Source organism: Burkholderia sp. SJZ089, assembly GCF_007828315.1.
Classification (GTDB): domain Bacteria; phylum Pseudomonadota; class Gammaproteobacteria; order Burkholderiales; family Burkholderiaceae; genus Burkholderia; species Burkholderia gladioli.
On the sequence record NZ_VIUM01000013.1, the window covers coordinates 113,267 to 136,552 of the forward strand.

Genomic DNA, 23,286 nt, shown 5'->3' on the forward strand with positions numbered 1-23,286 from the left:
CATAGACATATACGCGGCAGCCGCCTTGAGCTGCCGCGCCCCACGCTAGGCGTAAATATCGCGATTCCGCGCTAGGCGTTGTCGACCATGACATTGCTGTCGTAACGCCCGCTACGAGCTTTCCGTTCTACAAGGTCCATCGGCGGCTTTTCAGCCACCAATCGCTGCTTGTCGAAATACGCGGCGAAGTGCTGTCTGGCAAGCTCCTCAGGAAGATAAGCTGTCGAGCGCCAGACTTGCCGCCAAGCTGTCAGCTCCCTCTCCGACTCGACCACATACACTGGAAAATCCACCACGCCACGTAGCCGTTGCACAGAGTCACGCCCACTAAGCGGGCGGGGCTCCCGCACTTCGTCGCCATTCTTGTCCCAACCGATCCAGCGGCTGTAGTAGCCCATTCCGTGCGGCAACGGAACAAATTCGTAATAGCGGCAGTTCGGTTCCAACGGCAATCGCTTTTCGCAAATGCGTCGCATGAGGCCGAGCGAAACCGCCGCGAACGAATCAGTCGGAAGCTGGCTCATGGTGCGCCGGAAGTGATGATAGCTTTGAAAACCGAGCGACCGAGCCTGGAAGTCCAGACGTTGACAATGGGAAAGGCCGGTCGGCGTATCAAGTGCGGTACAGAGGGTTTTCAGGCCATTCACAACGTCCAAATATTGGAACATCACACTCTCCAATTAAATCGTCGCCGCCAGAAATAGAACCCTGGCAGAGGTAAGCATGCTGCTTGCTCGATTGGCGACATTGGGTGATGTGATTCGTCATGTGCCCGCTGACTTTTCCCACGCAGCAGGGAGGTAGTCAGAAACCGTGCTCGGAGCGTAGCAGATTGCCCGCATGTCCGAAAGAGAGCAGCTACTCCAGGAGGACAAGTGGGCGGCCGGTGCGCCCGCGACTGCATCTGTGTCGCGACTTTGACGATCATGCCAACGCTGACTCCCCAAGAGGGCCACTTCGTCGCGTATGCCATTGGGACGCAACTTGGCGCCTTGGCAACTGATGTCGCTGTCCGAGCTGTCTAAGCACTAGGCACCTGGCATGTATCGGGAGGTGCCGATTGCGGCATGCCTGGTCTGAATCGCTCGCTCCTCACCATGAGCAGCCAGCCCAAGCAGGGTTCGCCCCACCCGCGCACCGACGCATTCCCTTGAAATATACGCAAATGACGTACAATTCAGCCGTGCAAGCGACCTTCATTGAACTGCCACCGTTTTCTCGTGAACGCGAAAACTACCTGGCAGATGACGAGTACGCCGTCCTGCAGAAAGCGCTGCTGGCTAATCCCGAGGCTGGTGACCTGATCAAGGGAGCCGGCGGTCTGCGGAAATTGAGGTTCGCCGACAAACGCCGCCAGAAAGGCAAGCGCGGTGGCCTACGAGTGATCTATTACTACTGGGTCAGCGTTTATCCATTCTGGTTGTTCACGCTGTACGACAAAGATGAAATGACAGACCTCTCCAGTGACGAGCGCAAAGCCTTCGCGAAGCTATTGGAAAGAGAAGTCACGATACGGAGCCAGCAATGAAGAAGCGAAATCTGTTTGCTGAATTGACCGAGGGCCTCGATGCCCTTGCCGCCGAGCACGAAGGGAAAATCACGCTGCGCAAGATCACAGCCGCTGTGCCCGATGCGCTCGAAATCTCGCCGGCAGAAATCAAGGCCGTGCGCGAAGCTTCTCACGCGTCGCAAGCCGTCATGGCTCGAAGCCTGCGCATCAACGTGCGCACGTATCAGAATTGGGAACAAGGCAAGGCCAAGCCCAACGCACAGGCGGCTACACTGATCCGACTGGTCGCCAAGCACCCGGAAACACTTCAGATGCTGGCAACTCTCTGAACGCTTGCGAGCACCGCCTGCCATCGCCTGCCATCGCCTGCCGGCGTTTTGCCGGATCATCTACCGTTGCTTGCGAAGGTAGACGGCCGTGTTCCGCGGCTCGTCTGCCGTCAGCTCTCCATAACGATCAACTCGAAGGCTCGACGCGTGCGTCCGCCACGCGGGCAGCGCCGACGATCGTCCCATCGGGCGCCTCGAGCAAGACCGCCAGCTTCTCCCCGGCCGGGGGACTCGCCTGCAACGTGAGCGCCGTGCCGGACCAGCTTCCGATGCTCGCCAGCGCTCGCACGATATTCGATTCGGTGAGCGTGTTGCCGCTGTTCTCCCCGCGTCCGACCGGCGTCACATGACGCGTGTCGTAACCCACCAGCAGGACCTGGGCCTGTCCGCTTCCCGAACCGATCGACACGGTCACGCCCTTGCCGTTGGCCATTGCGCTGACGTTCGCGGACGTCGTCGCCGACGACCGCGCACGATCGATCGCGGCATCCACCGCCGCGCGATTCGAACCCACCACGGCGGATTTCCCGTCCACCACCAGTTCGGGGGTATAGGCGAAGCCGTGGAAACGCTGCACATACCGATCCTGGCGCGCGTCGGAAATCGAAAGCGAGAACGGATCCTTCCACCCGAGCTGATTCCAGTAGGTCACGTGAAAGGCCAGCGGCAACACGTCCTTGCGCGCGTCGCTCAGCTCGTTCAGGTAGCTGTCGGCCGGCGGGCAGGACGAGCAGCCCTGCGAGGTGAATAGTTCGATGACGACCGGGCGAGGCGCGTCGGCAAACGCGGGGAATGCCAGCAAGCTGGCGGCGCTCGCGCAGATGACGGAAAGGAAACGGGCGAACATGGGAGGATCCGGGGTGGCTGATCACGGTAGTTCGTTCGCCGGTGCCGTTCGGTTACGCACGGCGGTGATCAAGCATCGAGGAAGATTCGGCCCCTTGTCGTGCAGGCGGCAACAGCCCGCGACATCGGCGCGTTCGACACCCGCCGATCGCGCCCCGACAATCCCCGCTTCCCCTCAATGGAATCGAGAACGCCCATGTCGATGGAATTCGAAGTCCCGCCGGGAATCGGGAATGTGGATCAGTGGCGCACGCATTGTCGAAGGATCCGCGCCCGGGCGGAGGATTTTCTCGCGGATCGCCTGAGCCTCGTCGAGACAGCGCGGGAGCTGTTGCGGCTGGCCTACTGGGCCAAGGTCGGCGGCGATCCGGAGTTCCAGGTGTTTCGGGCGATTGACACGGAAACACGTTTCCTGCCCGTCGGCGAAGTCCGGAAATACTGGGCACCTGAAGCCCTGGAACGCGAGGACGTCCAGATCCGCGCGACCGAGGCAACCTGGAGCGAGCGGGCACGATACGCCGCCGAGCGGCTGGTGGAGCGGTACCAATGGACACTCCCGCGCAACCGCCGCCTCGCGACACGACGCGAAACACCCAGGCCGGCTGCCGGCCCCGATCAAGCTCCCCATTCTTGAAGGCATCGAGCGCGCGCAGCATTTGCGCATGGTTCGCCTCGCTCCTGCCACCGCTCATCCGACATGGCGAGCCGCCCCCCTCAAACCCCCGCGAACCAGTCATACCCCTGCTGCTCCCAATACCCGCCCGGGAACACGTTGGTGACCTCGATCGCCTCCAGGTTCTTCGCGCTCTTGAACCCCAGCTTGGTCGGGATCCGCAACCTCAGCGGCGCACCCCATTGCGGCTCGAGCGGCTTCGAATCGAAATCGAGCGCGAGGATCGTCTGGGGATGCAGGGCGCTGGCCATGTCGATGCTGGTCGAGTAGCCGTCGAAGCACTTGAAGGCGACGTAGCGCGAGTTCAGATCGGCGCCGACTCGCTCCAGGAACACGCGCAACGGGATGCCGCTCCACTGCCCGATCTGGCTCCAGCCCTCGATGCAGATATGGCGGGTGATCTGGCTCGCCTGCGGCAGCGTCATCAGCTCGGGCAGGGTCCACGGCTGCTTGCGCGCCACCCGCCCGGCGACGCCGAGCGCCCAGTTGTCGGGCACGCCCCGCACCTGCCAATCGGGATAAAAGGCATTGAAGCGGAACGGGCGCGTGATATCGGCCGCGCTATAGGTTCTCGCCAGCCGCTGCGAACCGAACAGCGCCGCCTGCACGCGATCGTCGAAGCGCAGCATGGCTTCGAGCGCGGCGTCGACGCCCGAATGCGTGGACAGGTCGCAGCCGCTCAGCATGGCCAGGCCGCCGAGCGACAAGGTCCGTTTCAGGAAGCCGCGCCGGCTCGCGCGGCTCAGTTCCGCCTTGATGTCCTCTTGCCGGACGGCGACGGTTTTACGCTCGGCCATCAGTGCTGCTCCTCGGATTCCGCCGGCACCGGGGCGATCATCGCCACCAGCGTGCGCGGATGAATCGCCACCAGCGTCACATGCACGACGACGAAGGCGACGATGCCGAACATCAGGGCGAGATGGATGTTGCGGGCGATCGCATACTGCCCGAACAACTCCACCAGCCATTGAAACTGCACGGGTTTCCAGATCGCCAGCCCCGTGACGATCTGGACGATCGCGGCCGTCACCACGCCGACATACATCGCGCGCTGCACCGCGTTGTAGTGCCCCTGCCGATGCGCGAGCCGGAACGCCAGCGCGGCGCGCAGATCGCGAATCACCGCCATCGGCGAAGGCAGGCGAAGATCGCGCCGGAAATGCCCCGACGCGATCCCGTAGACGAGATAGGCCAGCCCGTCGATCACCAGCAGCCACATGGCGCTCAGATGCCAGGCCAGCGCGCCGCCGAGCCAACCGCCGAGCCCGGTCCATCGCGGAAACACGAAGGGCAGGTCCGGCGAGGCGTTGTAGATCGCCCAGCCGCTGAAGATCATGCATCCCATGGCATACACACCAATCCAGTGCATGATCCGGATCGGGGCGGGGTGCGCGGGTCGTGGCGACCGGGAACTAGGGCGCATGAACAGGCTCCTTGGCGGTTGATCGGGTGGCGCGGGTAAGCTCGGATGACGACCAGCCGCCTTACATCGGCGGCTTGAGGCCATCCTTGCCGATCGCGACCACGCCGGCCGTGGTCTTGTTCTGGTCCGTCGCGGCATTGATGAACACCGCCGCGCCCTTGGTCAGGTCGGCCGTGGTGGCGGGATGGAAGGTGACGATCGGCGCGGTGGGCGGCACCAGCACGACCTGCTCGCCGCCCTTGTAGCTGACGGTCAGCCGCTTCACGCCGCCCTGGTCGGTGGCCGCGCTGACGCTGCCGTTGGTCATCGCGCTCTTGACGGTGGTGCTCGACGGCGCGGCGACGGCCGTCACGCTGCCATTGGTCATCGAGCTGGAGGTGGTGCCCGCGCCCGACAGCGTGGTGTCGGGAATCGTGTCCCAGGCGTAATGGCCCTCGCCCACGCCCTTCATCGCGGGCGGGAACACCACCACTTCCAGCGCGATCTGGTTCGCGCCCGTGCTCTTGGTGGCGGTGCCGATATAGCTGCCCGGCTCGATATTGGCGAGGTCGGCCTTCACCACCTGCAGGTACTTGGTGTTGGCGCCCAGCGCGACCTGCACGTCGGCGCCGGCCGTCGTGTGGACCGTGATCTCGCTGGCGCTGACCGCGGCGATCGTGCCGCGGATGCGGGTGGGAGCCGGCGAGGCGGCAAGTGCCGAGCCGCTCAGCATGACGGCAAGAATGGCGACATGAATGCGTTTCATCTGTGCTCCTGGGTTTGAGATGCCTGAAATCGGGCAGGATAGGTCACCCGCCTTTCATAATCATGCAGACGCTCGACCCGGGCAGGTATCGGTCAAATGACCGATGCCCGGCTCGCAAGCCGCGCACAGCAACCTGTTTGTCCCACGCGCTGCCGCGCGCCGGGCGCTCCCGCTATCGTGCGGGCCATCCATCGCCCATCGATATCCCAGGAGAGCGCCATGACCATCTTTTCCCTTCGCCACCTGCTCCTCGCCTCGGCCGCCTCCATGCTGCCGACAGCCGGCGCGGCAGTAGCCGGCGCACGGACCACGCCAACCGCCTCGCGCAGCGCCGCTATTACGCGCTCTACCCGCGCTCCCGCCATGTGCCGCTGAAGCTGCGGGCCTTCATCGATTTCATCTCGGCGCGCTACGCCGAGGAGCCCGCCACGTCGGCCGCCGGCTGAGGAGCGGCCGCGCGCATCCGGCCACCGCCAGCCAGGGCAGCGGCCGGCAAACGCGCGGACGTGGCCAGCGCGAAGGTCGGCATGCCCTCGTCCGCCCGCCGGCGGCTCAGCCCTGGCTCAGCGCGCTGAGCTTCGCCCGCTTGAGCTCGGCGAGGATCTCCAGCGCCTTGCCCTCGTCGCTCGTCAGGTCCGCGAGGAAGGCTTCGTTGTGCTGCTTGATCCACGACAGCGGCATGTCCCACCAGGCCAGTTCGAGCAGGCTCTCGCGCACCCGCTCCGGGAAGCGGAATCGCACCAGCCTGGCCGGCGAGCCCACGTAGATCCCGTAAGGCTCGGCGCGGAAATTCGGCGGGATCACCGCGCGCGCGCCGATCACGCAGCCGCTCTCCACCACCGAGCCGCCCAGGAACAGGGCCTCGTCGCCGATCCAGACGTCGTTGTGGATCACGGTATCGGCATACTGCGGCGGCGGCGCATTGCGCAGGCCGTCGCCGAAGACGCTGAACATGGCAGTCGAGATGGTCCGCATGTCGTGCTGGCCATTGAGCAGGAAACGCAGGCGCAGGCCGCCGGCCACGAACTTGCCGAGGCTCAGCTTCTGCAGGCCGCCGTCGTACTTGGCGATCGAACCCACCCCGAGGCCCGAGCCCCGGCCGATATAGAAACTGCCTTCGGTCGCTTCCTCGTCGAGCCAGTTGCGAAAGAAGTTGTTGGGGATCGACGAATACGCGCCGTCGCGATACCCGAACACGACGAAGTGCTTCGCGAGAGGATGGTTGGACAGGATCCCGGTGCAGTCGTCCGAGGTGGTTACGTTCATGGCGGTCTGTGAATAATGATGGCGATGGTTCGCATGGGCCTGGACGATGCCCCGTGACATCGTCCCGACAAGCCGGATCGCGTGGCAGCCAGCGCGACGCCGCCGATTCTATTACGAAAGAACCGCCGCGCCTCAGCGCTCGTCGAGCTTGCGGATCGCGCTGTTGGCGGCGTTCAGCGGCCGGCCGTCCTCGTGCTGCAGGGTCTGCTTGCGGATCTTGCGGCCGCTCTTGCGATCGACCATCACCGAATGCGGCTCGCCGGGCGCGAACAGGTTGGCCTCGCCCCACTGGCGCAGCATCACGATCACCGGGAACAGGCCCTCGCCCTTGCGGGTCAGCACGTATTCCTGGTAGGCGGAACCGTCCGATGCGGGCACGATCTCGAACACGCCCGCCTCCACCAGTTGCTTGAGCCGGTCGGACAGGATGTTGCGCGCCACGCCGAGGCTGGCGAGAAACTCGCCGAAGCGGCGCATGCCGTCGAACGCGTCGCGCACGATCAGCAGCATCCAGCGATCGCCGACGATGTCGGCCGCCCGGCCCACCGGGCATGGCGAATCCGCGAAACTCCTTTGCCTGGCCATCCCGCCCTCCTCGATGCGTCACGACAAGCCACGTCCGGCGGTCCTGCCGGATAAGAAGTTGCATTTTAAAACAAGCTTCCCTACACTTCCGAAAAGTTTTATTTTGCAACCAGATGAGAGGAACTGCCGGCATGAATGCCATCCTGCCTTCGGAAGCCGCGCTCGATCCTCGGCCGCCGCAATCCGTGCCCCGCTCGATCGTCATGCTGCTGTCGGTGTGCTGCGCGGCCAGCGTCGCCAATGTCTATTACGCCCAACCCTTGCTCGATTCGATTGCGCGTGATTTTCATATTTCGCACTCCGATGTAGGTGGTGTGATCACGGCGACCCAGCTCGGCTGCGCGCTGGCGCTGATGTTCGTGGTGCCGCTGGGCGACCTGCTCGATCGCAAGCGCCTGATCGCCGTCCAGCTCGTGTTGCTGGCGCTGGCCTGCGTGCTGGTTGCCGCCTCGCGCGGCCCGCTCATGCTGCTCGCCGGCATGGTCGGCGTCGGCCTGCTGGGCACGGCCATGACGCAGGGCCTGATCGCCTGCGCGGCGGCCCTCGCCAGTGAAGGCGAGCGCGGGCAGGTGGTGGGCGCGGCGCAAGGCGGCGTCGTGATCGGCCTGCTGCTGGCCCGCTCGGTGGCGGGCCTGCTCACCGATATCGCGGGCTGGCGCGCGGTCTACCTGGGCTCGGGCGGCATCGCGCTGGTGATGCTGGCCGTGCTCTCGGCCCGCCTGCCGCGGCCGACCGCGCCAAGGCCGCGGCTCGGCTACCCGCAGTTGCTGCGATCGATGCTCGACCTGCTGCTGCGCGAGCGTGTACTCCAGCTACGCGGCACGATCGGCCTGCTGATGTTCGCGGCCTTCAGCATCTTCTGGAGCGCGCTGGTGCTGCCGCTCAGCGCCCCGCCCTATTCGATGTCGCACACGGCGATCGGCGCCTTCGGGCTGGTGGGCGCGCTCGGCGCGCTGGCCGCCGCGCGCGCGGGCCGCTTCGCCGATCGCGGCCTGGGCCAGGCCGTCACCGGCATCGCCTTGCTGCTGCTCTGCCTGTCGTGGCTGCCGATCGCCTTCACACCGCATTCGATCGCGGCGCTGGTGCTCGGCATCGTGCTGCTCGACATCGGCGGCCAGGCCGTGCACGTCGTCAACCAGAGCCTGATCTTCCGCACCCATCCCGAAGCGCATGCGCGCCTGGTCGGCTGCTACATGCTGTTCTACGCGGCGGGCAGCGGCCTCGGTTCGATCGCGTCGACGGCGACCTATGCACAGGCGGGATGGACCGGGGTCTGTGCGCTCGGCGCGTGCGTCAGCCTGCTGGCCCTGGCGTTCTGGTTCTTCAGCTCGGGCCCCGCCCGTCGCCACGCGCCGAGATAAGCATATGAAGTCTTTCCGGTTGTGATTCGCAACCCGATCGGGGACCATGCATCGCAAGCGCCGCGTCTCCATCCACTCCTCATCGTTCTCGTCATGAAGCTTCGCGATACGCTGCTCGCCATCCTCGTCACGGCCATCTGGGGGCTCAACTTCTCGGTCATCAAGCTCGGGCTGCAATCGACCGATCCGTTCGTGCTCGCCGGCATCCGCTTCACGCTCAGCGCGCTGCCGGCGGTGCTGTTCATCCGTCGCCCGGCGGTGCCGCTGTCTTACCTCGCCGCCTACGGGCTGCTGTTCGGCGTCGGCCTGTGGGGCATCGTCAACCTCGGCATCCAGGCCGGCCTGTCGGCCGGGATCGCCTCGCTGGTGCTGCAGTTCAGCGCCTTCCTGACGATCCTGCTCGGCGCCGCCATGTTCCGCGAGGCCGTCTCGCGCTACCAGTTCGCCGGCATCGCGATCGCCCTGCTCGGCCTGGCCTGCGTGATCGCCATCACCGACGGCAGCGCCACGCCGGCCGGCATCGCGCTGGTGATCGTCGGCGCGCTGGCCTGGAGCGGCGCGAACCTGGTGATCAAGCTGTCCGGCACGCGAGAGGTGCTGGCCTTCCTGGTCTGGTCCAGCCTGTTCTCGCCGCTTCCGTTGTTCGCGATCGCCTGGCTGCAGCACGGCGCGGCCGTCTACGCGGCCACCTTCGCGCACGTCGACGGCAAGGCCGTGTTCTCGATCCTGTTCCAGGTCTACCCGACCACGCTGTTCGGTTATGGAGTCTGGAACCTGCTGCTCAGGAAGTACCCGGTGTCCACCGTCGCGCCCTTGTCGCTGCTGGTGCCGATCTTCGGTATGCTGGGCTCGGCCCTGATCTTCGGCGAACCGATCGGCACGCTGAAGCTGCTCGCGACCGCCCTGATCGTGCTGGGGCTGGCCGTCGGCCTGTACGGCAAGCACCTCGGCGCCCGCCTCGCGAGGCAAGCCGGCATCTGAACCCGCTCCGGAGCCCCATGAACACCCACGCGCGCTACTTCAACCTGTTCGGCCGCATGGTCTCGATCGTGCATCAGCAGGGCCGCTGGCAAGCCTACGACTTCGGCGCGGAAGGCAAGCGCCGCCCGGCCGATTTCCAGATCCCCGACTTCGTCGAGGCCGACGAACTGCTCCAGTACCTCGACGACCTGTTCCACGAGGACGCGACGCCCAGGCACCCCGCCGTGGTCGAGATGCCGCCGCCCGCGCCCTGAATCGCCGCCACCGCCAAGCAACCCGTCGCCACCGGCCCGGCCGCCCCGATTCCGGGCATCATCCGTCCCCGTCTTCGAAAAGCACTCGATCCGCCCGGCAACTGAAACTAAAATACCGACCTCGGCGGCGTCCGGGCCGACGCCCGCCGAGCCGCAATCCCCGGATCGCGCGGTATCGATGCTGCCCATAGCACGGCCGAATCGCCCGCGCGCCGCCGTCCGGCAGGCGCCGCGGCGCCCGGCCGATAAAACATACAGGCATCAGCACGGGTTTCATGATGGGAATCTCGCAGCACCAAAAACGGGGCTCGACCGGCAGGCGCGCGCGCCGAGGCGCGCTGGCCGCCGCCAGCCTGCTGGTGGCGATGCCGGGCCTCGCGCGGGCCGACTGCATCGACGACGCGGCCAGCTTCCAGCACGTCAACGTCGGCCTGATGCGCGCGATCGCCCAGGTGGAATCGGGCACGCGCACCAATGTCATCAGCCCCAACAGCAACGGGACCTACGACATCGGCCTGATGCAGATCAACAGCTCCTGGCTGCCGCGGCTCGCGCGCGAGGGCATCACCCAGCAGAGCCTGCTCGATCCCTGCACCAATGCCTACGTGGCGGCCTGGATCCTGTCGCAGAACATCCAGCAGTTCGGTCCGACCTGGAACGCCATCGGCGCCTACAACGCGAGCTCGCCCGACAAGCGCCTCGCCTACGCGCAGAAGGTCTACGACACCGCGCAATCGATCATCAGCACGCAGGATGTGTCCATGCCTATCATTCCGCCGTCGTTCACGCCGCCGCAAACCTACAATCCGTTTGCCAGCCTCGGCGTCTCGCAGGTGAAGATGGCGCCCGCCAACGGCGCGAGCGGCAGCACCCCGCGCCGCCCGGCGCCCGCCCCGGCACCCGACGCGGCACCCGGCACCTACAACTTCGGCTGGACCGTGACGGGCGCCGACGACGCCAAGCCGGTGCAGGTGTTCGACGACGGCGCCCGCATCTACGTGCAGTTCAGCGACATGAAGCGGGTGCCGGCGATCTTCGGCGACACGCCGCGCGGCCGCGTGATCCTGCGCTGGGATCCGCAGCCGCCTTATGCGGTGATCGCCACGCTCGAGCCGAAGCTGGTGTTCCAGATCGGCCAGGCCGAGGCCATCGCGCAGCGGGCGCCGGCCGCGATCACGCCGAAATCCGCTGGTTCGACCTCGACCCAGGCCGGCGCGGCGCCGACGCGCGCTCCCGCCGTACCGGGCGGCAACGCCGTGCCCGCCACGGCAGCCGTCGCGAGCGCCGCCGCCGCGCGCAAAGCCGCCACCGCGTCGACCGACGCGCTCTGGTATCTCTCCACACCCTCCTCGCGCGACAACAAGGACAAGGCCCCGGCCAGCCAGACGCTGCCGGTCGCCGACACGGGCACGCGCAACGATCCGCCGCCCGCCGCGCAGGCACCGGTGGCCACCGCCACCGACAAGCCCACCACCCAAACACCGTCGCCGCGCAACACCGGCACCGACGCGCTGTTCTACCTCACCAAATAAGCGCCCCATCGCGCGTTGAAACCCGGTCCGCCTCATGCGGCGGACCGGGATCGCCCAGGCACGCTCCGGATTATCTCGCTTTAGGCATTTTCATTTCTTATAGCAATGGAATTTCGTAAGCATTTCTGAAAACCGGATTTCCCTTCGCCTCGCAATATTCATTCGTGCATGACGAGCACGGATAATTTCATTTCGCTTTCCATTTTTAAAAACATCGCGACCTGCACGGCTTCTCCCAGCCCGCAAGCAAGGGTGATCCCTTGCAAGCCGAATTACGATAGTAGGTCTAAACTTCGAGGAAGCCGCCGAGCGTCGGACCAGGAGGCATTAAAAATGTTCCCCAATAGGAGACATGGCTTCATATGAAAAACATAACAATTCGCCAACTCAAGACTTTCGAAAGTGTTGCGCGTAATTTGAGCTTTTCTCGTGCGGCCGAGGATCTGCATCTGACGCAGCCGGCCGTCTCGATGCAGATCAAGCAGATCGAGGACCATGCCGGCGTGCCCTTGTTCAACCACGTCGGCAAGCGCATCGTGCTGACCGAGGCAGGCAAGCTGATGCTGCGCCACAGCATGGCGATCCTCGCCGACCTGAAGGCCGCCGAGCAGTCCTTCGCGGTCCTGAAGACCGGCGCCGCGCAATGCCTGCGCGTCGGCCTGATCACCTCGGGCAGCTATTTCTTCCCGCACCTGATCGGTGCCTTCCTGCACGCGCAGCCCGGCATCGATCCCGAGATGACGGTGCGCAGCCGCGACCAGTTGATCGCCCTGCTGCGCGCCGACCGGATCGATCTCGCGATCATGGTGCAGCCGCCCGACGACGCGGCGATCGTCGCCGAAGCCTTCGCGCCCAACCCTTTCGTGCTGGTGGCCGCGCCCGATCATCCGCTGGCCGGCGCGCGCGACATTCCCTATGCGCGCATCGCCGACGAATGCCTGATCGTCAGGGAACGCGGCACCGATACGCGCGGCGTCGCCGACGAGACCTTCGGCACCCTGCCCTCGGCGCCGCGCTTCATGGAGATCGGCTGCGCCGAGGCGATCAAGCAGTCGGTGATGGCCGGCATGGGGATCAGCTTCCTGCCGGCGCAGACGGTTCAGTCCGAACTGCGCGCCGGCCTGCTGGTGGTGCTCGACGTGCAGGGTTTCCCGCGCAAGCGAAGCTGGTGCGTGATCCATCGCGCGGATCGCCACCTGCCGCCCGCCGCCGTCCATTTCCGCGAATTCCTTCTCGCAGAGGGCGGCGCGCGGCTCGAGCACTTCACGGGTATCGACAAGGTGCACACGGGCATGGATCTCCGGCGGGCCGAGCCCGCCGCTCCGGAAACGCGCGCGCTCGCCGCCGGCGGCGCGAGCCTCGAGGTGGCGCTGCGCACGCGCGCGCTGTTACGCGACGAGGGCCTGCCAGATCAGCGTTACGTTGAGCGCCAGGATCACGGCGGTGGCGACGGCTGCCGTGGCGATCAGCTTCCGGCTGGCGGTAAATCCACCCATCACTGAACGGCGCGAGGACAGCACCACCAGCGCGATCAGCGGCACCGGCAGGACGATGCTCAGCACGATCTGGCTGTCGATCATCGCCGTCATCGGGTTGCAGAACAGGCAGACGATCACGGCCGGCACCATGGTGATCAGGCGCCGCACCATCACCGGCGTGCGGAAGCCGACGAAGCCCTGCATGATGCTCTGGCCGGCCATGGTGCCGACCACCGAGCTCGAGATGCCCGAGGCCAGCAGCGAAACCAGGAACAGCACCGCGGCACCGGTACCGAGCACCGGCGTGAGCGTGTGATAGGCGGCCGCGATGTCGGAGATGCCGGGCGCGTTCTTGCCGAACACCGACGCCGACATCGCCACCATCGCCAGGTTGACGAAACCCGCGAAGCCGAGCGCGACCATCACCTCGCGATTCGAGAAGCGCACCAGCTTGCGGCGCTGGTAATCGTTGCGGGCCGGCGCGCGATTCTGCGTGAGGCCGGAATGCAGGTAGATGGTGTGCGGCATGATGGTGGCGCCGACGATGCCGACCGCCAGCATCAGCGCATCGCCGTCGCGCAGGTGCGGCACCACCGTGTGGAAGATCGCGGCGTGCCAGTCGGGCGGCGCGATGATGAGCTCGCCCAGGTAGCTCAGGCCGATCACCGTGATGAAGGCGGCGATCACGATCTCGAGCGGGCGGAAGCCCTTCTTGTCCAGCGACAGGATGCCGACCGTGACCACGCCCGTGATCAGCAGCCCCCAGCCGAGCGCCAGGTGGAACAGCAGCGAGATGCCCATCGCGGCGCCCATGAATTCGGCGAGATCGGTCGCCATCGCGGCGATCTCCGAGCCGATCCACATCGCGATCACCAGCGGCCTGGGGAAGCTGTCGCGGCACAGCTCGGCCAGGCTGCGACCGGTGACGATGCCCAGCTTGGCCGACATCGCCTGGAACAGCATCGCCACCAGCGAGGCCAGCAGTACCACCCACAGCAGCTCGTAGCCGTAGGTCGAGCCGGCCTGGATATTGGTGGCGAAGTTGCCCGGATCCATGTAGCCGACCGAGGCGATCACGGCCGGCCCCGCGAACGGCAACAGCGCGCGGATCCCGCGACGCTCGTTGTCGAGTGCATCGCGCATGGCCGTCACGGTTGCGGTGCTTGCCGTGCCGGACAGCGCGTAGCTGGCGGTACGTTTGATTGCCATCAGCATGATGAACGCCTCTTGCAGGTACGGGTGTCGATTCGATACGGGTGAGGAAAACCGGCGCGCGCCGTGCGGCAGGTCGGCGACCTGCGCGCACGCGGCGCGCGCGTGGCTTGACGCGCGCTCAGGCGATCACGTCGCGACGCTGCTTGAGCTTGTGGATCGCGTCGAGCGTCTCGTCGTCGACGCGCAGGTGCTCCCTGAGCAACTGGCGCGGCACGCTGGCGAGCCACTGCGAGAGCGTCACCTCGGAGAAGTGATCCGACTTGAAGATCTCGAGGAACACCAGATCCTCCTTGCCGGTGTTCTTGATGTAGTGCCCGAGGTTCTTCTCGACATAACCCACGTCGCCCGGATTGAAGTCGACGGTCTGCGCGGCCGGCCCGGTGTTGAACACCGTCATGCGGCCGGTGCCCTTGATGAAGTACTGCCACTCGTCGTTGTCCGGGTGCCAGTGCAGCTCGCGCAGGCCGCCCGGCTTGACCGTCACCAGGGCCGCCGCCACCGTCTTCGAGACCGGGAAGTTGTGGCTGTCGACGATGCGCACCTCGCCGCCGGCGGTCGAGATGGTCGGCGCCATCGCGCCCATGCGGAAGATGAAGGGATGGTCGGGACGGCCTTCGGGCGAGGCGGCATAGGCCTGGTCGGCGGCCAGCGGGCCCGCCTTCGCGCCCTGGTAGATCCACAGCTGCTCGAGCGGGATTTCCTTGAACTTCTCGGCCGGCACGCCGAAGTTCTGCGCGAGGATGTCGGGCGGCGTGTGCGCGAGCCAGTCGGACACCATCAGCGTGTTGAATTCGCCGGCCGCGCCATTATCGAAGGCCAGCACGAACTCGCCGCCGTTGTCGCCGAGCCCCTGCAGCGAATGCGGCAGGCCGGGCGGGAAGTACCAGATGTCGCCGGCCGCCACGTCGGCCACCTCGGCGCGGCCGCGCGTGTCGATGGTGGTGATGCGCACCTCGCCGCTGACCATGATCGCCCACTCGGCCTGCTGGTGCCAATGCAGCTCACGCACGCCGCCCGGCCCGAGGCGCATGTTCACGCCGGCGATGTCCTTCGACACCGGGAAGGCCTTGGTGGTCACCTCGCGCGCCCAGCCGCCGGCCTGGATGCGCTTGTGCGCCATGTTGAACGAGGCCCACGGGATCGGCATGCCGCCGACGTCGGTGGGCGGCGGGTTGTTGAACGAGGGCAGCACGTCGCGCAGTTGCGGGTTCTGCGGACCCGGCTCGGCGATCGCGATCGGCGTGGAGTTGATCGCACCTTGCGCCGGCGTGTCGGGGTTGCCGAATTCGGCCGCCTTGGCGGCTGCCGCCGCACCGAGTGCCACCGCGCCGGCGGCCGCGCCGACCAGTACACTGCGACGTTTCAAATCGGTCATGTTTTGCTCTCCTGATGATCTCGTCTTGATGGTTTCCCGGTGCCGGGGGACCTCCCGGGTGACGCGGGTTGTGATCGGAAGCGGCATGGCGCCGTGCCTCGGTGAACCGTCGTTCGATGCATCGGCATGAACGGCTCACCGCGGCATCGGATGCTCGCCAGCCGCTCCGTGCCGCCAATAGTAGGAACGCATCAGGCCGATGACCAATCAGGATTTCTTGGCCAGATCATCAGGAGCTTTGATACATCGCCGGACCGATCGCGCTTAGGATCGGCGCACGCGCTGACGGAGATATCGGCGCCTGGAACCGATCGAACCCGATACAAGGAGAGTGACCATGGGAAGTCTGAGCATCACGCATTGGCTGATCGTGCTGGCGATCGTCTCGCTGATCTTCGGTACCAAGAAGATCCGCAGCCTCGGCACGGACCTGGGAGGCGCCATCAAGGGCTTCAAGGAGGGGATCGCGGACAGCGAGGCGGTGCCGTCCGCGGTGGCTGTGGCATCGTCGTCGGCACCGGCGACGCAGGGCATGGAGGTGGATGCCCGCGCGGACCCGTCGGTCACGCGGCACTGAACGCAGCGCAAGGCGGCCGCGATGGACATCGCGGCGCCGTGTCCAGGCGGGCCGAGCCGCTCGCCACGCGTTGCATACCGCGATCCGCGGCGATTGCTCGTCGCGATGCATTCGCGAGCGCGGCCTCGACGCCGGCCATCACGTGCATTGGTGCCCGGCGTACCGTGCCGCAGGGCCGCGAATTGCTGGAAATAGACCTGCCACGGCCGCTGGCCGACAACCCCTCCTTTGCTGCCGGGTAGCGATGGACGCCCCATCGAAATGCCAACCCGGCCTCCCCGAGCAGGCGTTCGACCCGTCCGGGCCCTACAACGCGGTCCACCGCGAGCACATGCATGATGGAAGCCCGATCGGCCATGTCGATTAGCCGAAGCCGGCGCGGGCGTCGAAATTGCTGACAAATTACTAACTATCGGGCGCTTGGGGCCGTGCCGCCGCGCCGAGCCTCCCCGGCGCCGGCGTGGCCGCATAGGGCGCGCCAGCCACGCCGCAACTCCGTCACGGCACTGCGCGACAATCACCTCGCGCGCCCCGCCATGCCTGCGTGGCTTCATCGCGGTACGCGGCCCCTGTTGCCGCAACCCTGGATGTCCCCTGGAGAAATGTCATGAAGATCCTGATGGTGCTGACCTCGCACGACCAACTCGGCGATACCGGTCGCAAGACGGGTTTCTGGCTCGAGGAACTGGCCGCCCCTTATTACGTGTTCAAGGATGCCGGCGCCGAAATCGTGCTGGCCTCGCCGCAAGGTGGCCAGCCGCCGCTCGACCCGAAGAGCAACGAACCCGATTTCCAGACCGAGGCGACGCACCGCTTCGAGGCCGACGCCGAGGCGAAGGCCGCGCTGGCCGCCACGGTGCGGCTCGGCTCGGTGACGCACGACGCATTCGACGCGGTGTTCTACCCGGGCGGCCACGGTCCGCTCTGGGACCTGGCCGAGGATCGCGATTCGATCGCGCTGATCGAGTCCACCTTCGCCGCGCGCAAGCCGCTCGCGCTGGTTTGCCACGCGCCCGGCGTGCTGCGCCACGCCCAGGGCGAGGACGGCAAGCCGCTGGTAAATGGTCGGAAGGTGACCGGCTTCACGAATTCGGAGGAGGAAGCGGTGCAGTTGACCGAGGTCGTGCCCTTCCTCGTCGAGGACGAGTTGAAGCGCAAGGGCGGCGACTATTCGAAGGGCGCCGACTGGCAGTCCTACGTGGTGACCGACGGCCTGCTGATCACGGGGCAGAACCCGGCCTCGTCGGAGCAGGCGGCGAAGGTGGTGCTGGAGAAGCTGGGCGGGAAATAAGCGCTGGCACGCAACGCTTGGCGGCGGCCCGGCAAGCTCGTGCCGCCGCCAGCCTCGCACTTCAAATGTGAGCATCCACTTTCAAAATTTCCCTTTTCCCGCCTTGACAGCCATGAGCATGAACAGGCGCTCAAGGCTGCTTCGCCGTCAGCAGCTCGACGCCAAAACCGACGAACACCAGCCCCGTCATGCGCCGCATCGCCGCCACCGCCCGGCCCGCGCGCAGGCGCCCATGCAGATGGCGCACGCCGCTCGAATAGATCGTGTGCACCACCAGCACCAGCAGCGCGATGGTCAGGTACATCTGCGCGAACTGCAGCGGCAGCGAGCGCTGGTGGTCGATGAACTGGGGCATGAAGGCCGACAGGAAGATCATCGTCTTGGGATTGCTGCCGGCCACCAGGATCGACTCGCGAAACAGCCTGAGGCGGCTGACCGGCACCACCGCGGGCACGGCCTCGCCCGGGGCCGCCGCGTTCGCCCCGGCGGCGGGCCGCCCGCCCTCGCGCCACTGGCGGATGCCGATCAGGATCAGGTAGGCGGCGCCGGCCAGCTTCAGGGCCACGAACAGCGGCGGCATGGCCGCCAGCAAGGCGCCCACGCCGAGGGCCACCAGCGTCACCACCACCAGTTGCACCAGCAGGTTGCCGAGGATCGAGACCACCGTGCCGCGCGCGCCGTGGCGCACCGTGTTGCGCACCACCAGCAGCACGTTCGGCCCCGGCGTGAGCGTGGTCAGCAGGTAGGCGAAGGCAAACAGCAACCAGGTGTGAACGGACATTCGAGGCTCCAGGCAGGCGATTCGAAACAGGACGGCGAGAATGGCAGACGCGACGCGGCAATCGCGGCGCGGCCGGCCCGGCGACGGCATGCGCGCCGGACGGCGCCGGCGCCGATCATGCCACGCCGCCCGATTTCCAAGGCAGCCGGGCCGGCCTGACGTAAAATAGCGCTTTTCCCCAGCGGACACCCTTTTTCTGATATGACGCTCGCCTCCACGCCCGACATCATCGCCGAGCTGAAAGCCGGCCGCATGGTGATCCTCGTCGACGAGGAAGACCGCGAAAACGAGGGCGACCTGGTCGTCGCCGCCGAATTCGTCACGCCGGAAGCGATCAACTTCATGGCCCGCTACGGTCGCGGCCTGATCTGCCTGACGCTCACCCAGGAGCGCTGCAAGCAGCTCAACCTGCCGCTGATGACCTACCGCAACGGCACGCAATACGGCACGGCGTTCACGGTCAGCATCGAGGCGGCCGAGGGCGTGACCACCGGCATTTCCGCCGCCGACCGCGCCCATACCATCGCCACGGCCGTCGCGCGCGACACCCGCGCCGACCAGATCGTGCAGCCGGGCCACGTGTTCCCGATCATGGCCCAGCCGGGCGGCGTGCTGGTGCGCGCCGGCCACACCGAGGCCGGTTGCGACCTGACGGCCCTGGCCGGGCTCACGCCGGCCGCCGTGATCTGCGAGGTGATCAAGGACGACGGCTCGATGGCGCGCCTGCCCGACCTGATCGAGTTCAGCAAGGAACACGGCATCAAGATCGGCACCATCGCCGACCTGATCCACTACCGCAGCCGCACCGAATCGATCGTCGAGCGCGTCTCCGAGCGCACCATGCAGACCGCCCACGGCGCGTTCCAGGCGGTGCTCTATCGCGACAAGCCGACCGGCTCGCCGCACATCGCCCTGGTGCGCGGCACGCCCTCGCCCGAGGTCGACACGCCGGTGCGCGTGCACGAGCCGCTGTCGGTGCTCGACCTGCTCGAGACCGGCGCCTCGACCCACTCCTGGACGCTCGACGCGGCCATGAAGGAAATCGCCGCGCGCGATCTCGGCGCGGTGGTGCTGCTCAATTGCGGCGATACCAAGGAACATCTGGTCGACGTGTTTCTCGCGTTCGACGAAGAGGAGAAGGCGGCCGCGCTCAAGCGCCGGCCGGTCGATTTCAAGACGTTCGGCATCGGCGCGCAGATCCTGCGCGACGTCGGCGTCGGCAAGATGCAGGTCCTCGCGAACCCGCGCAAGCTCGGCAGCATGTCGGGCTGGGGTCTCGAGGTGACGGGCTTCGTGCCGATGCCGGGCGGCGCGGCGTCCGAGCTCTGATGTCGACGAAAGCTGCTGAGCGCCGCTCCCAATCACGCTGAATCCAACCACGGAAAGAACATGGAAATCGGACAATACCAACCGAATCTCGAGGGTGAAGGCCTGCGCATCGGCATCGTGCAGTCGCGCTTCAACGAGCCCGTCTGCAACGGCCTGGCCGATGCCTGCGTCGAGGAACTCGAACGCCTGGGCGTCACCGGCGAGGACGTGCTGCTGGTCACGGTGCCCGGCGCGCTGGAAATCCCGCTGGCGCTGCAGAAGCTCGCGGAAAGCAACCAGTTCGACGCGCTGATCGCGCTCGGCGCGGTAATCCGCGGCGAGACCTACCATTTCGAACTCGTCTCGAACGAAAGCGGCGCCGGCATCTCGCGCATCGCGCTGGACTTCAACACGCCGATCGCCAACGCGGTGCTGACCACCGAGAACGACGAGCAGGCCATCGCGCGCATGACCGAGAAGGGTCGCGACGCGGCCCGCACGGCCGTCGAGATGGCCAACCTCACGATGACGCTCGACCAACTGAGCGACGATGAGGAAGACGAGGACGAGGAAGAAGAAGACGAAGAGGAAAACGAATGAAGAAGAGCGCACGCCGACAATCGCGCGAACTGGCGACGCAAGGCCTGTATCAGTGGCTGCTGTCGAACGCGTCCACCGGCGAGATCGACGCGCAGTTGCGCGGCGCGCAGGGTTACGAGAAGGCGGATCGCGAGCTGCTGGAAACCATCGTTTACGGCGTGGTCCGCGAGCATGCGGACCTGGCCGCGATCCTGGCGCCCAACCTCGATCGCCCGATCGAGCAGCTCTCGCCGGTCGAGCGCGCGGTGCTGCTGATGGCCACCTTCGAGCTCAAGCACCAGATCGAGACGCCCTACCGCGTGGTGATCAACGAAGCCATCGAGCTGACCAAGACCTTCGGCGGCTCGGACGGCCACAAGTACGTCAATGGCGTGCTCGACAAGCTGGCCCTCAAGCTGCGCCCGGAAGAAGCCGCCGCGCGCCGCTCCTGATGTGATCTGCGGCGGGCGCCCCGGCGCCCGCTTTTCTTTACCCCCTCCCCGCTGCCCGACATGAATACCGCTGCCGAATCGCTGATCCGGCTGGCTTCGCGCGTCGACGCGATCCAGCCGTTCTATGTGATGGAAGTCGTCAAGCAGGCCGCGCGGCTCGAACAGGCCGGGCGCGACGTGATCCACATGAGCATCGGCGAGCCGGACTTCACGGCGCCCGAGCCGGTGGTCGAGGCCGCCGCGGCGGCGATGCGGCGCGGCGTGACGCAGTACACCAGCGCGCTCGGCATCGCGCCGCTGCGCGAAGCGATCGCCGCGCATTACGCGCGCGCCTACGGGCTCGAGATCGCGCCCGAGCGCGTGATCGTCACGGCCGGTGCCTCGGCCGCGCTGCTGCTGGCCTGCCTGGCCCTGGTCGGCCGCGACGACGAAGTGCTGATGCCGGATCCGTCCTACCCCTGCAACCGGCACTTCGTGGCCGCCGCAGAAGGCCGGCCGGTGCTGGTGCCGAGCGGTCCCGAGGCGCGCTTCCAGTTGAGCGCGAAGGACGTGCGCGAGCGCTGGGGCGAGCGCACGCGCGGCGTGCTGCTGGCCTCGCCGTCGAATCCGACCGGCACCTCGCTCGCGCCCGACGAACTCGGCCGGATCCTGCAGGCGGTGCGCGAGCGCGGCGGCTTCGCGATCATCGACGAGATCTACCAGGGCCTCAGCTACGACGGCCCGCCCGTCTCGGCGCTGTCCTTCAGCGACGAGGTGATCACCGTCAACAGCTTCTCCAAGTACTTCAACATGACGGGCTGGCGGCTCGGCTGGCTGGTGGTGCCGCCGGCGCTGGTCGGCACCTTCGAGAAGCTCGCGCAGAACCTGTTCATCTGCGCCTCGGCACTCGCCCAGCATGCCGCGCTGGCCTGCTTCGAGCCCGACACGCTGGCGATCTACGAGGCGCGGCGGCTGGAATTCATGCGCCGCCGCGACTACATCGTGCCGGCGCTGGCTTCGCTCGGCTTCGAGGTGCCGGTGAGGCCCGACGGCGCCTTCTATGTATACGCGCGCTGCGGCGGCGTCGCCCATCCGGCGGCCGGCGACAGTGCCGAACTGGTCGATGCGATGCTGGGGGATGCCGGCGTGGTGCTGGTGCCGGGGATGGATTTCGGCGTGCATGCGCCGCGCGATTACATCCGGCTGTCGTATGCGACCGCCTACGAGCGTCTCGAGGAAGCCGTCGCGCGGCTGCGCAAGCTGTTCGGCGGCTAAGCGCAGGCCCGCGGCCGGAAACAGAAAGTTGCAAATTCGGGGACGGGAAGCGTCTGGCGCGACCGGCTCCGGAAAACAAACAGGGCGCCCGAGGGCGCCCTGTTTTTTCGTATTCGTCGACCGCGCTTCGCGAGGCGGACCAGTCGGCCCGCCCGGCTCGATCAGGTCCCGACTTCCGACGAGCCGTCGTGCTTCGCGCCCGTCTCGTTGCTCGCGTCGGCCTGCGGCGTGGCGGCCGGCTTGGAGTCGGCCGGCGCGCTGGTCTTGATGGTGATCGGGTGGGCCCCGTCCAGCGTCGCCTGCACGCGCTTGCCGCCCGAGGAGGCGGTCGAGGCGGTGGTGGTCACCGGCGTGGGCAGCAGCGGCGCGTAGATCGACACGTTGCGGCCGCGCGAGACGTCGCGCAGCCGACCGCGCTCGGCCATCACCTTGGCGCTGTAGCCGCCGTCGTCGGTGCCCGTCACGCCGTTGTAGAGGCGCAGGCCGCCGGCCAGCGAGCCGCCGCGCGCGATGCAGTCCTTCAGCACCAGCGCGCCGACCTGGATATTCACCACCGGGCGCAGCGCCGCATCGGTGCCGCCCGCGTATTCGAACTTGTCGGAATGGATCTTCGACATCACCTGCATCAGCCCTTGCGCGCCGACGCCGCTTTCCGCGTAGGGATTGAAGCCCGACTCGATCGCCATCACCGACAGCAGCAGCAGCGGGTCCAGGCCGATATCGTGGCCGGTCTGGAAGGCGGCCGTGACCAGGCGGCCGACGGGCTCCTGCGCGACGTGGTAACGGCGCGCCAGGTAGTTGGCCACCAGCGACTGCTCGCGGCTGGTGAAGACGCGGTCGCTGCGGGCGTCGAGGGCGACGCGCTGCAGCGGGATCAGCTTGGCCAGGGTGACCGGCGACTGGCTGTTGTGGGCCGCATCGGCGGCGGCCGCGTCGGCAGCGGCGTCAACCGCGTTGCCGCCGGCCTCGTCCGTGGGCTTGTACGAGACCGGCGAGGTGCGGCCGTCGGCGTCGAGGTCCTCGTCGGCATTGCCGGGACCGAAGGCGGGCAGCGGGTGCCCGGACAGCAGCCGCGCCGGGCCGGCCTTGACGGCGGCCGACAGCACGGGCATCAGCTTCGCGGCGAGCGTGCCGCGGGCGTTCGGCATCATCCAGAGCGCGAACGCGGTGACGACGGCCAGGCCGCCGACCACGCTGAATAGATGGTGGCTGACACGCGTCCCGCGACGCAGCACTTCGCGCAGCAGCTGCGCATGCCGTTCGTTGGGACGCCACGATAACCAAGCGTTCATTCAGATCTCCCATGAACATGACTCGTGCGGCTCGCTCGACTCGAAGCGAGAAGGACGCGTGGCCGCGGAATCAGGACACCGCTCGCCCGGACGGGGCGGCGACATCGGAGAAACGGTATGTGTACCGTTCGGGGGCCACGGCGGATTGCTTCAGCGCCCGGCGGGCAGGCTGACGCGCG

At 66.9% G+C, this 23,286-nt stretch carries 26 protein-coding genes; 15 read left to right on the top strand and 11 right to left on the bottom strand.

What is annotated here, in order from left to right:
• Positions 1-71: 71 nt before the first annotated feature.
• Positions 72-668, bottom strand: coding sequence for a hypothetical protein (locus FB600_RS23465; protein WP_145757425.1), 597 nt, complete (start codon positions 666-668; stop codon positions 72-74).
• Between the two features lie 515 nt (positions 669-1,183).
• On the opposite strand from FB600_RS23465, the gene FB600_RS23470 reads away from it, so the two are divergent.
• Complete coding sequence (locus tag FB600_RS23470) at positions 1,184-1,528, top strand: toxin (protein WP_145757452.1); 345 nt, start codon at positions 1,184-1,186, stop codon at positions 1,526-1,528.
• The gene (locus FB600_RS23475; protein WP_096749585.1) at positions 1,525-1,839 is read left to right on the top strand and encodes a helix-turn-helix domain-containing protein; all 315 of its coding nucleotides are present in this window, start codon (positions 1,525-1,527) and stop codon (positions 1,837-1,839) included. The genes FB600_RS23470 and FB600_RS23475 overlap by 4 nt, the downstream gene beginning before the upstream one ends.
• A gap of 127 nt (positions 1,840-1,966) precedes the next feature.
• On the opposite strand, the gene FB600_RS23480 is transcribed toward FB600_RS23475, so the two are convergent.
• Entirely contained in the window at positions 1,967-2,686 is a 720-nt protein-coding gene (locus FB600_RS23480; protein WP_145757424.1) for a DUF1223 domain-containing protein, read from the bottom strand.
• A gap of 195 nt (positions 2,687-2,881) precedes the next feature.
• On the opposite strand from FB600_RS23480, the gene FB600_RS23485 reads away from it, so the two are divergent.
• Positions 2,882-3,319: a hypothetical protein gene (locus FB600_RS23485; RefSeq protein WP_096749586.1), complete on the top strand. Its 438-nt coding sequence runs from the start codon at positions 2,882-2,884 to the stop codon at positions 3,317-3,319.
• Between the two features lie 80 nt (positions 3,320-3,399).
• On the opposite strand, the gene FB600_RS23490 is transcribed toward FB600_RS23485, so the two are convergent.
• From FB600_RS23490 to FB600_RS23500, 3 genes are all read right to left on the bottom strand, one after another.
• Positions 3,400-4,155, bottom strand: coding sequence for a molybdopterin-dependent oxidoreductase (locus FB600_RS23490; RefSeq protein ID WP_036034318.1), 756 nt, complete (start codon positions 4,153-4,155; stop codon positions 3,400-3,402).
• Entirely contained in the window at positions 4,155-4,781 is a 627-nt protein-coding gene (locus FB600_RS23495; protein ID WP_013696902.1) for a cytochrome b/b6 domain-containing protein, read from the bottom strand. The genes FB600_RS23490 and FB600_RS23495 overlap by 1 nt, the downstream gene beginning before the upstream one ends.
• Before the next feature lie 61 nt (positions 4,782-4,842).
• On the bottom strand, positions 4,843-5,526 hold the full coding sequence (locus tag FB600_RS23500; protein ID WP_013696901.1) for a hypothetical protein: 684 nt from the start codon (positions 5,524-5,526) through the stop codon (positions 4,843-4,845).
• A gap of 137 nt (positions 5,527-5,663) precedes the next feature.
• On the opposite strand from FB600_RS23500, the gene FB600_RS37310 reads away from it, so the two are divergent.
• Positions 5,664-5,972: a hypothetical protein gene (locus FB600_RS37310; protein ID WP_186467876.1), complete on the top strand. Its 309-nt coding sequence runs from the start codon at positions 5,664-5,666 to the stop codon at positions 5,970-5,972.
• A gap of 106 nt (positions 5,973-6,078) precedes the next feature.
• Here the strand turns inward: FB600_RS37310 and FB600_RS23510 are convergent, their stop codons facing one another.
• Together FB600_RS23510 and FB600_RS23515 are read right to left on the bottom strand one after the other, a co-directional pair.
• A complete protein-coding gene (locus FB600_RS23510; protein ID WP_096749588.1) occupies positions 6,079-6,792 on the bottom strand; it encodes an acetyltransferase in 714 nt (237 codons plus the stop codon).
• Positions 6,793-6,924: 132 nt separating this feature from the next.
• Positions 6,925-7,377, bottom strand: a complete 453-nt coding sequence (locus FB600_RS23515; protein WP_036034310.1) for a winged helix-turn-helix transcriptional regulator — start codon at positions 7,375-7,377, stop codon at positions 6,925-6,927.
• 131 nt (positions 7,378-7,508) lie between these two features.
• Between FB600_RS23515 and FB600_RS23520 the strand changes: the two genes are divergently transcribed.
• The 5 genes from FB600_RS23520 to FB600_RS23540 all read left to right on the top strand — a co-directional run bounded on the left by FB600_RS23520 (position 7,509) and on the right by FB600_RS23540 (position 13,007).
• Complete coding sequence (locus FB600_RS23520; RefSeq protein ID WP_098181257.1) at positions 7,509-8,738, top strand: MFS transporter; 1,230 nt, start codon at positions 7,509-7,511, stop codon at positions 8,736-8,738.
• 93 nt (positions 8,739-8,831) lie between these two features.
• Positions 8,832-9,719: an EamA family transporter gene (locus tag FB600_RS23525; RefSeq protein ID WP_145757423.1), complete on the top strand. Its 888-nt coding sequence runs from the start codon at positions 8,832-8,834 to the stop codon at positions 9,717-9,719.
• Positions 9,720-9,736: 17 nt separating this feature from the next.
• On the top strand, positions 9,737-9,973 hold the full coding sequence (locus tag FB600_RS23530) for a hypothetical protein (RefSeq protein ID WP_036052499.1): 237 nt from the start codon (positions 9,737-9,739) through the stop codon (positions 9,971-9,973).
• A gap of 275 nt (positions 9,974-10,248) precedes the next feature.
• Positions 10,249-11,505 carry a transglycosylase SLT domain-containing protein gene (locus FB600_RS23535; protein ID WP_145757422.1) on the top strand — a complete coding sequence of 419 codons (1,257 nt, stop codon included), beginning with the start codon at positions 10,249-10,251 and terminating at the stop codon, positions 11,503-11,505.
• Between the two features lie 362 nt (positions 11,506-11,867).
• Positions 11,868-13,007 (top strand): LysR family transcriptional regulator, encoded by a 1,140-nt coding sequence (locus FB600_RS23540; protein WP_096749592.1) that lies wholly within the window; start codon positions 11,868-11,870, stop codon positions 13,005-13,007.
• On the opposite strand, the gene FB600_RS23545 is transcribed toward FB600_RS23540, so the two are convergent.
• Both FB600_RS23545 and FB600_RS23550 read right to left on the bottom strand, forming a co-directional pair.
• Entirely contained in the window at positions 12,894-14,198 is a 1,305-nt protein-coding gene (locus tag FB600_RS23545; RefSeq protein ID WP_096749593.1) for an Nramp family divalent metal transporter, read from the bottom strand. The genes FB600_RS23540 and FB600_RS23545 overlap by 114 nt on opposite strands.
• A gap of 118 nt (positions 14,199-14,316) precedes the next feature.
• Positions 14,317-15,573 (bottom strand): cupin domain-containing protein, encoded by a 1,257-nt coding sequence (locus FB600_RS23550; protein ID WP_013696893.1) that lies wholly within the window; start codon positions 15,571-15,573, stop codon positions 14,317-14,319.
• 337 nt (positions 15,574-15,910) lie between these two features.
• Here FB600_RS23550 and tatA point away from each other — a divergent pair, with 337 nt between their 5' ends.
• Both tatA and FB600_RS23560 read left to right on the top strand, forming a co-directional pair.
• On the top strand, positions 15,911-16,150 hold the full coding sequence (tatA, locus tag FB600_RS23555) for a Sec-independent protein translocase subunit TatA (protein ID WP_013696892.1): 240 nt from the start codon (positions 15,911-15,913) through the stop codon (positions 16,148-16,150).
• Between the two features lie 607 nt (positions 16,151-16,757).
• Positions 16,758-17,441 (top strand): type 1 glutamine amidotransferase domain-containing protein, encoded by a 684-nt coding sequence (locus tag FB600_RS23560; protein ID WP_096749595.1) that lies wholly within the window; start codon positions 16,758-16,760, stop codon positions 17,439-17,441.
• A 130-nt stretch (positions 17,442-17,571) separates the two neighbouring features.
• Here FB600_RS23560 and FB600_RS23565 read toward each other — a convergent pair whose 3' ends face one another.
• Positions 17,572-18,222, bottom strand: coding sequence for a LysE family translocator (locus FB600_RS23565; protein WP_098154453.1), 651 nt, complete (start codon positions 18,220-18,222; stop codon positions 17,572-17,574).
• 201 nt (positions 18,223-18,423) lie between these two features.
• Between FB600_RS23565 and ribBA the strand changes: the two genes are divergently transcribed.
• Genes ribBA through FB600_RS23585 form a run of 4 tightly spaced genes read left to right on the top strand, consistent with a single transcriptional unit; the run spans position 18,424 to position 21,815 of the window.
• Complete coding sequence (ribBA, locus tag FB600_RS23570; protein ID WP_013696889.1) at positions 18,424-19,551, top strand: bifunctional 3,4-dihydroxy-2-butanone-4-phosphate synthase/GTP cyclohydrolase II; 1,128 nt, start codon at positions 18,424-18,426, stop codon at positions 19,549-19,551.
• A 60-nt stretch (positions 19,552-19,611) separates the two neighbouring features.
• Positions 19,612-20,130, top strand: coding sequence for a 6,7-dimethyl-8-ribityllumazine synthase (gene ribH, locus FB600_RS23575; RefSeq protein WP_017920341.1), 519 nt, complete (start codon positions 19,612-19,614; stop codon positions 20,128-20,130).
• On the top strand, positions 20,127-20,561 hold the full coding sequence (gene nusB, locus FB600_RS23580; protein WP_013696887.1) for a transcription antitermination factor NusB: 435 nt from the start codon (positions 20,127-20,129) through the stop codon (positions 20,559-20,561). Before ribH ends, nusB begins: the two co-directional genes overlap by 4 nt.
• A gap of 60 nt (positions 20,562-20,621) precedes the next feature.
• A complete protein-coding gene (locus tag FB600_RS23585; protein ID WP_096749597.1) occupies positions 20,622-21,815 on the top strand; it encodes a pyridoxal phosphate-dependent aminotransferase in 1,194 nt (397 codons plus the stop codon).
• Positions 21,816-21,976: 161 nt separating this feature from the next.
• On the opposite strand, the gene FB600_RS23590 is transcribed toward FB600_RS23585, so the two are convergent.
• Positions 21,977-23,107: a transglycosylase SLT domain-containing protein gene (locus FB600_RS23590; protein ID WP_145757421.1), complete on the bottom strand. Its 1,131-nt coding sequence runs from the start codon at positions 23,105-23,107 to the stop codon at positions 21,977-21,979.
• Positions 23,108-23,286 lie beyond the last annotated feature (179 nt).

Bases quoted from the DNA above. Each gene is read 5' to 3' on its own strand.
- FB600_RS23550 (WP_013696893.1), bottom strand. From the start codon at position 15,573: ATGACCGATTTGAAACGTCGCAGTGTACTGGTCGGCGCGGCCGCCGGC.
- FB600_RS23475 (WP_096749585.1), top strand. From the start codon at position 1,525: ATGAAGAAGCGAAATCTGTTTGCTGAATTGACCGAGGGCCTCGATGCC.
- FB600_RS23545 (WP_096749593.1), bottom strand. From the start codon at position 14,198: ATGCTGATGGCAATCAAACGTACCGCCAGCTACGCGCTGTCCGGCACG.
- FB600_RS23565 (WP_098154453.1), bottom strand. From the start codon at position 18,222: ATGTCCGTTCACACCTGGTTGCTGTTTGCCTTCGCCTACCTGCTGACC.
- ribBA (WP_013696889.1), top strand. From the start codon at position 18,424: ATGACGCTCGCCTCCACGCCCGACATCATCGCCGAGCTGAAAGCCGGC.
- FB600_RS23530 (WP_036052499.1), top strand. From the start codon at position 9,737: ATGAACACCCACGCGCGCTACTTCAACCTGTTCGGCCGCATGGTCTCG.
- FB600_RS23540 (WP_096749592.1), top strand. From the start codon at position 11,868: ATGAAAAACATAACAATTCGCCAACTCAAGACTTTCGAAAGTGTTGCG.
- FB600_RS23525 (WP_145757423.1), top strand. From the start codon at position 8,832: ATGAAGCTTCGCGATACGCTGCTCGCCATCCTCGTCACGGCCATCTGG.
- FB600_RS23485 (WP_096749586.1), top strand. From the start codon at position 2,882: ATGTCGATGGAATTCGAAGTCCCGCCGGGAATCGGGAATGTGGATCAG.
- FB600_RS23495 (WP_013696902.1), bottom strand. From the start codon at position 4,781: ATGCGCCCTAGTTCCCGGTCGCCACGACCCGCGCACCCCGCCCCGATC.
- FB600_RS23480 (WP_145757424.1), bottom strand. From the start codon at position 2,686: ATGTTCGCCCGTTTCCTTTCCGTCATCTGCGCGAGCGCCGCCAGCTTG.
- FB600_RS23535 (WP_145757422.1), top strand. From the start codon at position 10,249: ATGATGGGAATCTCGCAGCACCAAAAACGGGGCTCGACCGGCAGGCGC.
- FB600_RS23465 (WP_145757425.1), bottom strand. From the start codon at position 668: ATGTTCCAATATTTGGACGTTGTGAATGGCCTGAAAACCCTCTGTACC.
- nusB (WP_013696887.1), top strand. From the start codon at position 20,127: ATGAAGAAGAGCGCACGCCGACAATCGCGCGAACTGGCGACGCAAGGC.
- tatA (WP_013696892.1), top strand. From the start codon at position 15,911: ATGGGAAGTCTGAGCATCACGCATTGGCTGATCGTGCTGGCGATCGTC.
- ribH (WP_017920341.1), top strand. From the start codon at position 19,612: ATGGAAATCGGACAATACCAACCGAATCTCGAGGGTGAAGGCCTGCGC.
- FB600_RS23560 (WP_096749595.1), top strand. From the start codon at position 16,758: ATGAAGATCCTGATGGTGCTGACCTCGCACGACCAACTCGGCGATACC.
- FB600_RS23520 (WP_098181257.1), top strand. From the start codon at position 7,509: ATGAATGCCATCCTGCCTTCGGAAGCCGCGCTCGATCCTCGGCCGCCG.
- FB600_RS23490 (WP_036034318.1), bottom strand. From the start codon at position 4,155: ATGGCCGAGCGTAAAACCGTCGCCGTCCGGCAAGAGGACATCAAGGCG.
- FB600_RS23585 (WP_096749597.1), top strand. From the start codon at position 20,622: ATGAATACCGCTGCCGAATCGCTGATCCGGCTGGCTTCGCGCGTCGAC.
- FB600_RS23500 (WP_013696901.1), bottom strand. From the start codon at position 5,526: ATGAAACGCATTCATGTCGCCATTCTTGCCGTCATGCTGAGCGGCTCG.
- FB600_RS23590 (WP_145757421.1), bottom strand. From the start codon at position 23,107: ATGAACGCTTGGTTATCGTGGCGTCCCAACGAACGGCATGCGCAGCTG.
- FB600_RS23515 (WP_036034310.1), bottom strand. From the start codon at position 7,377: ATGGCCAGGCAAAGGAGTTTCGCGGATTCGCCATGCCCGGTGGGCCGG.
- FB600_RS23510 (WP_096749588.1), bottom strand. From the start codon at position 6,792: ATGAACGTAACCACCTCGGACGACTGCACCGGGATCCTGTCCAACCAT.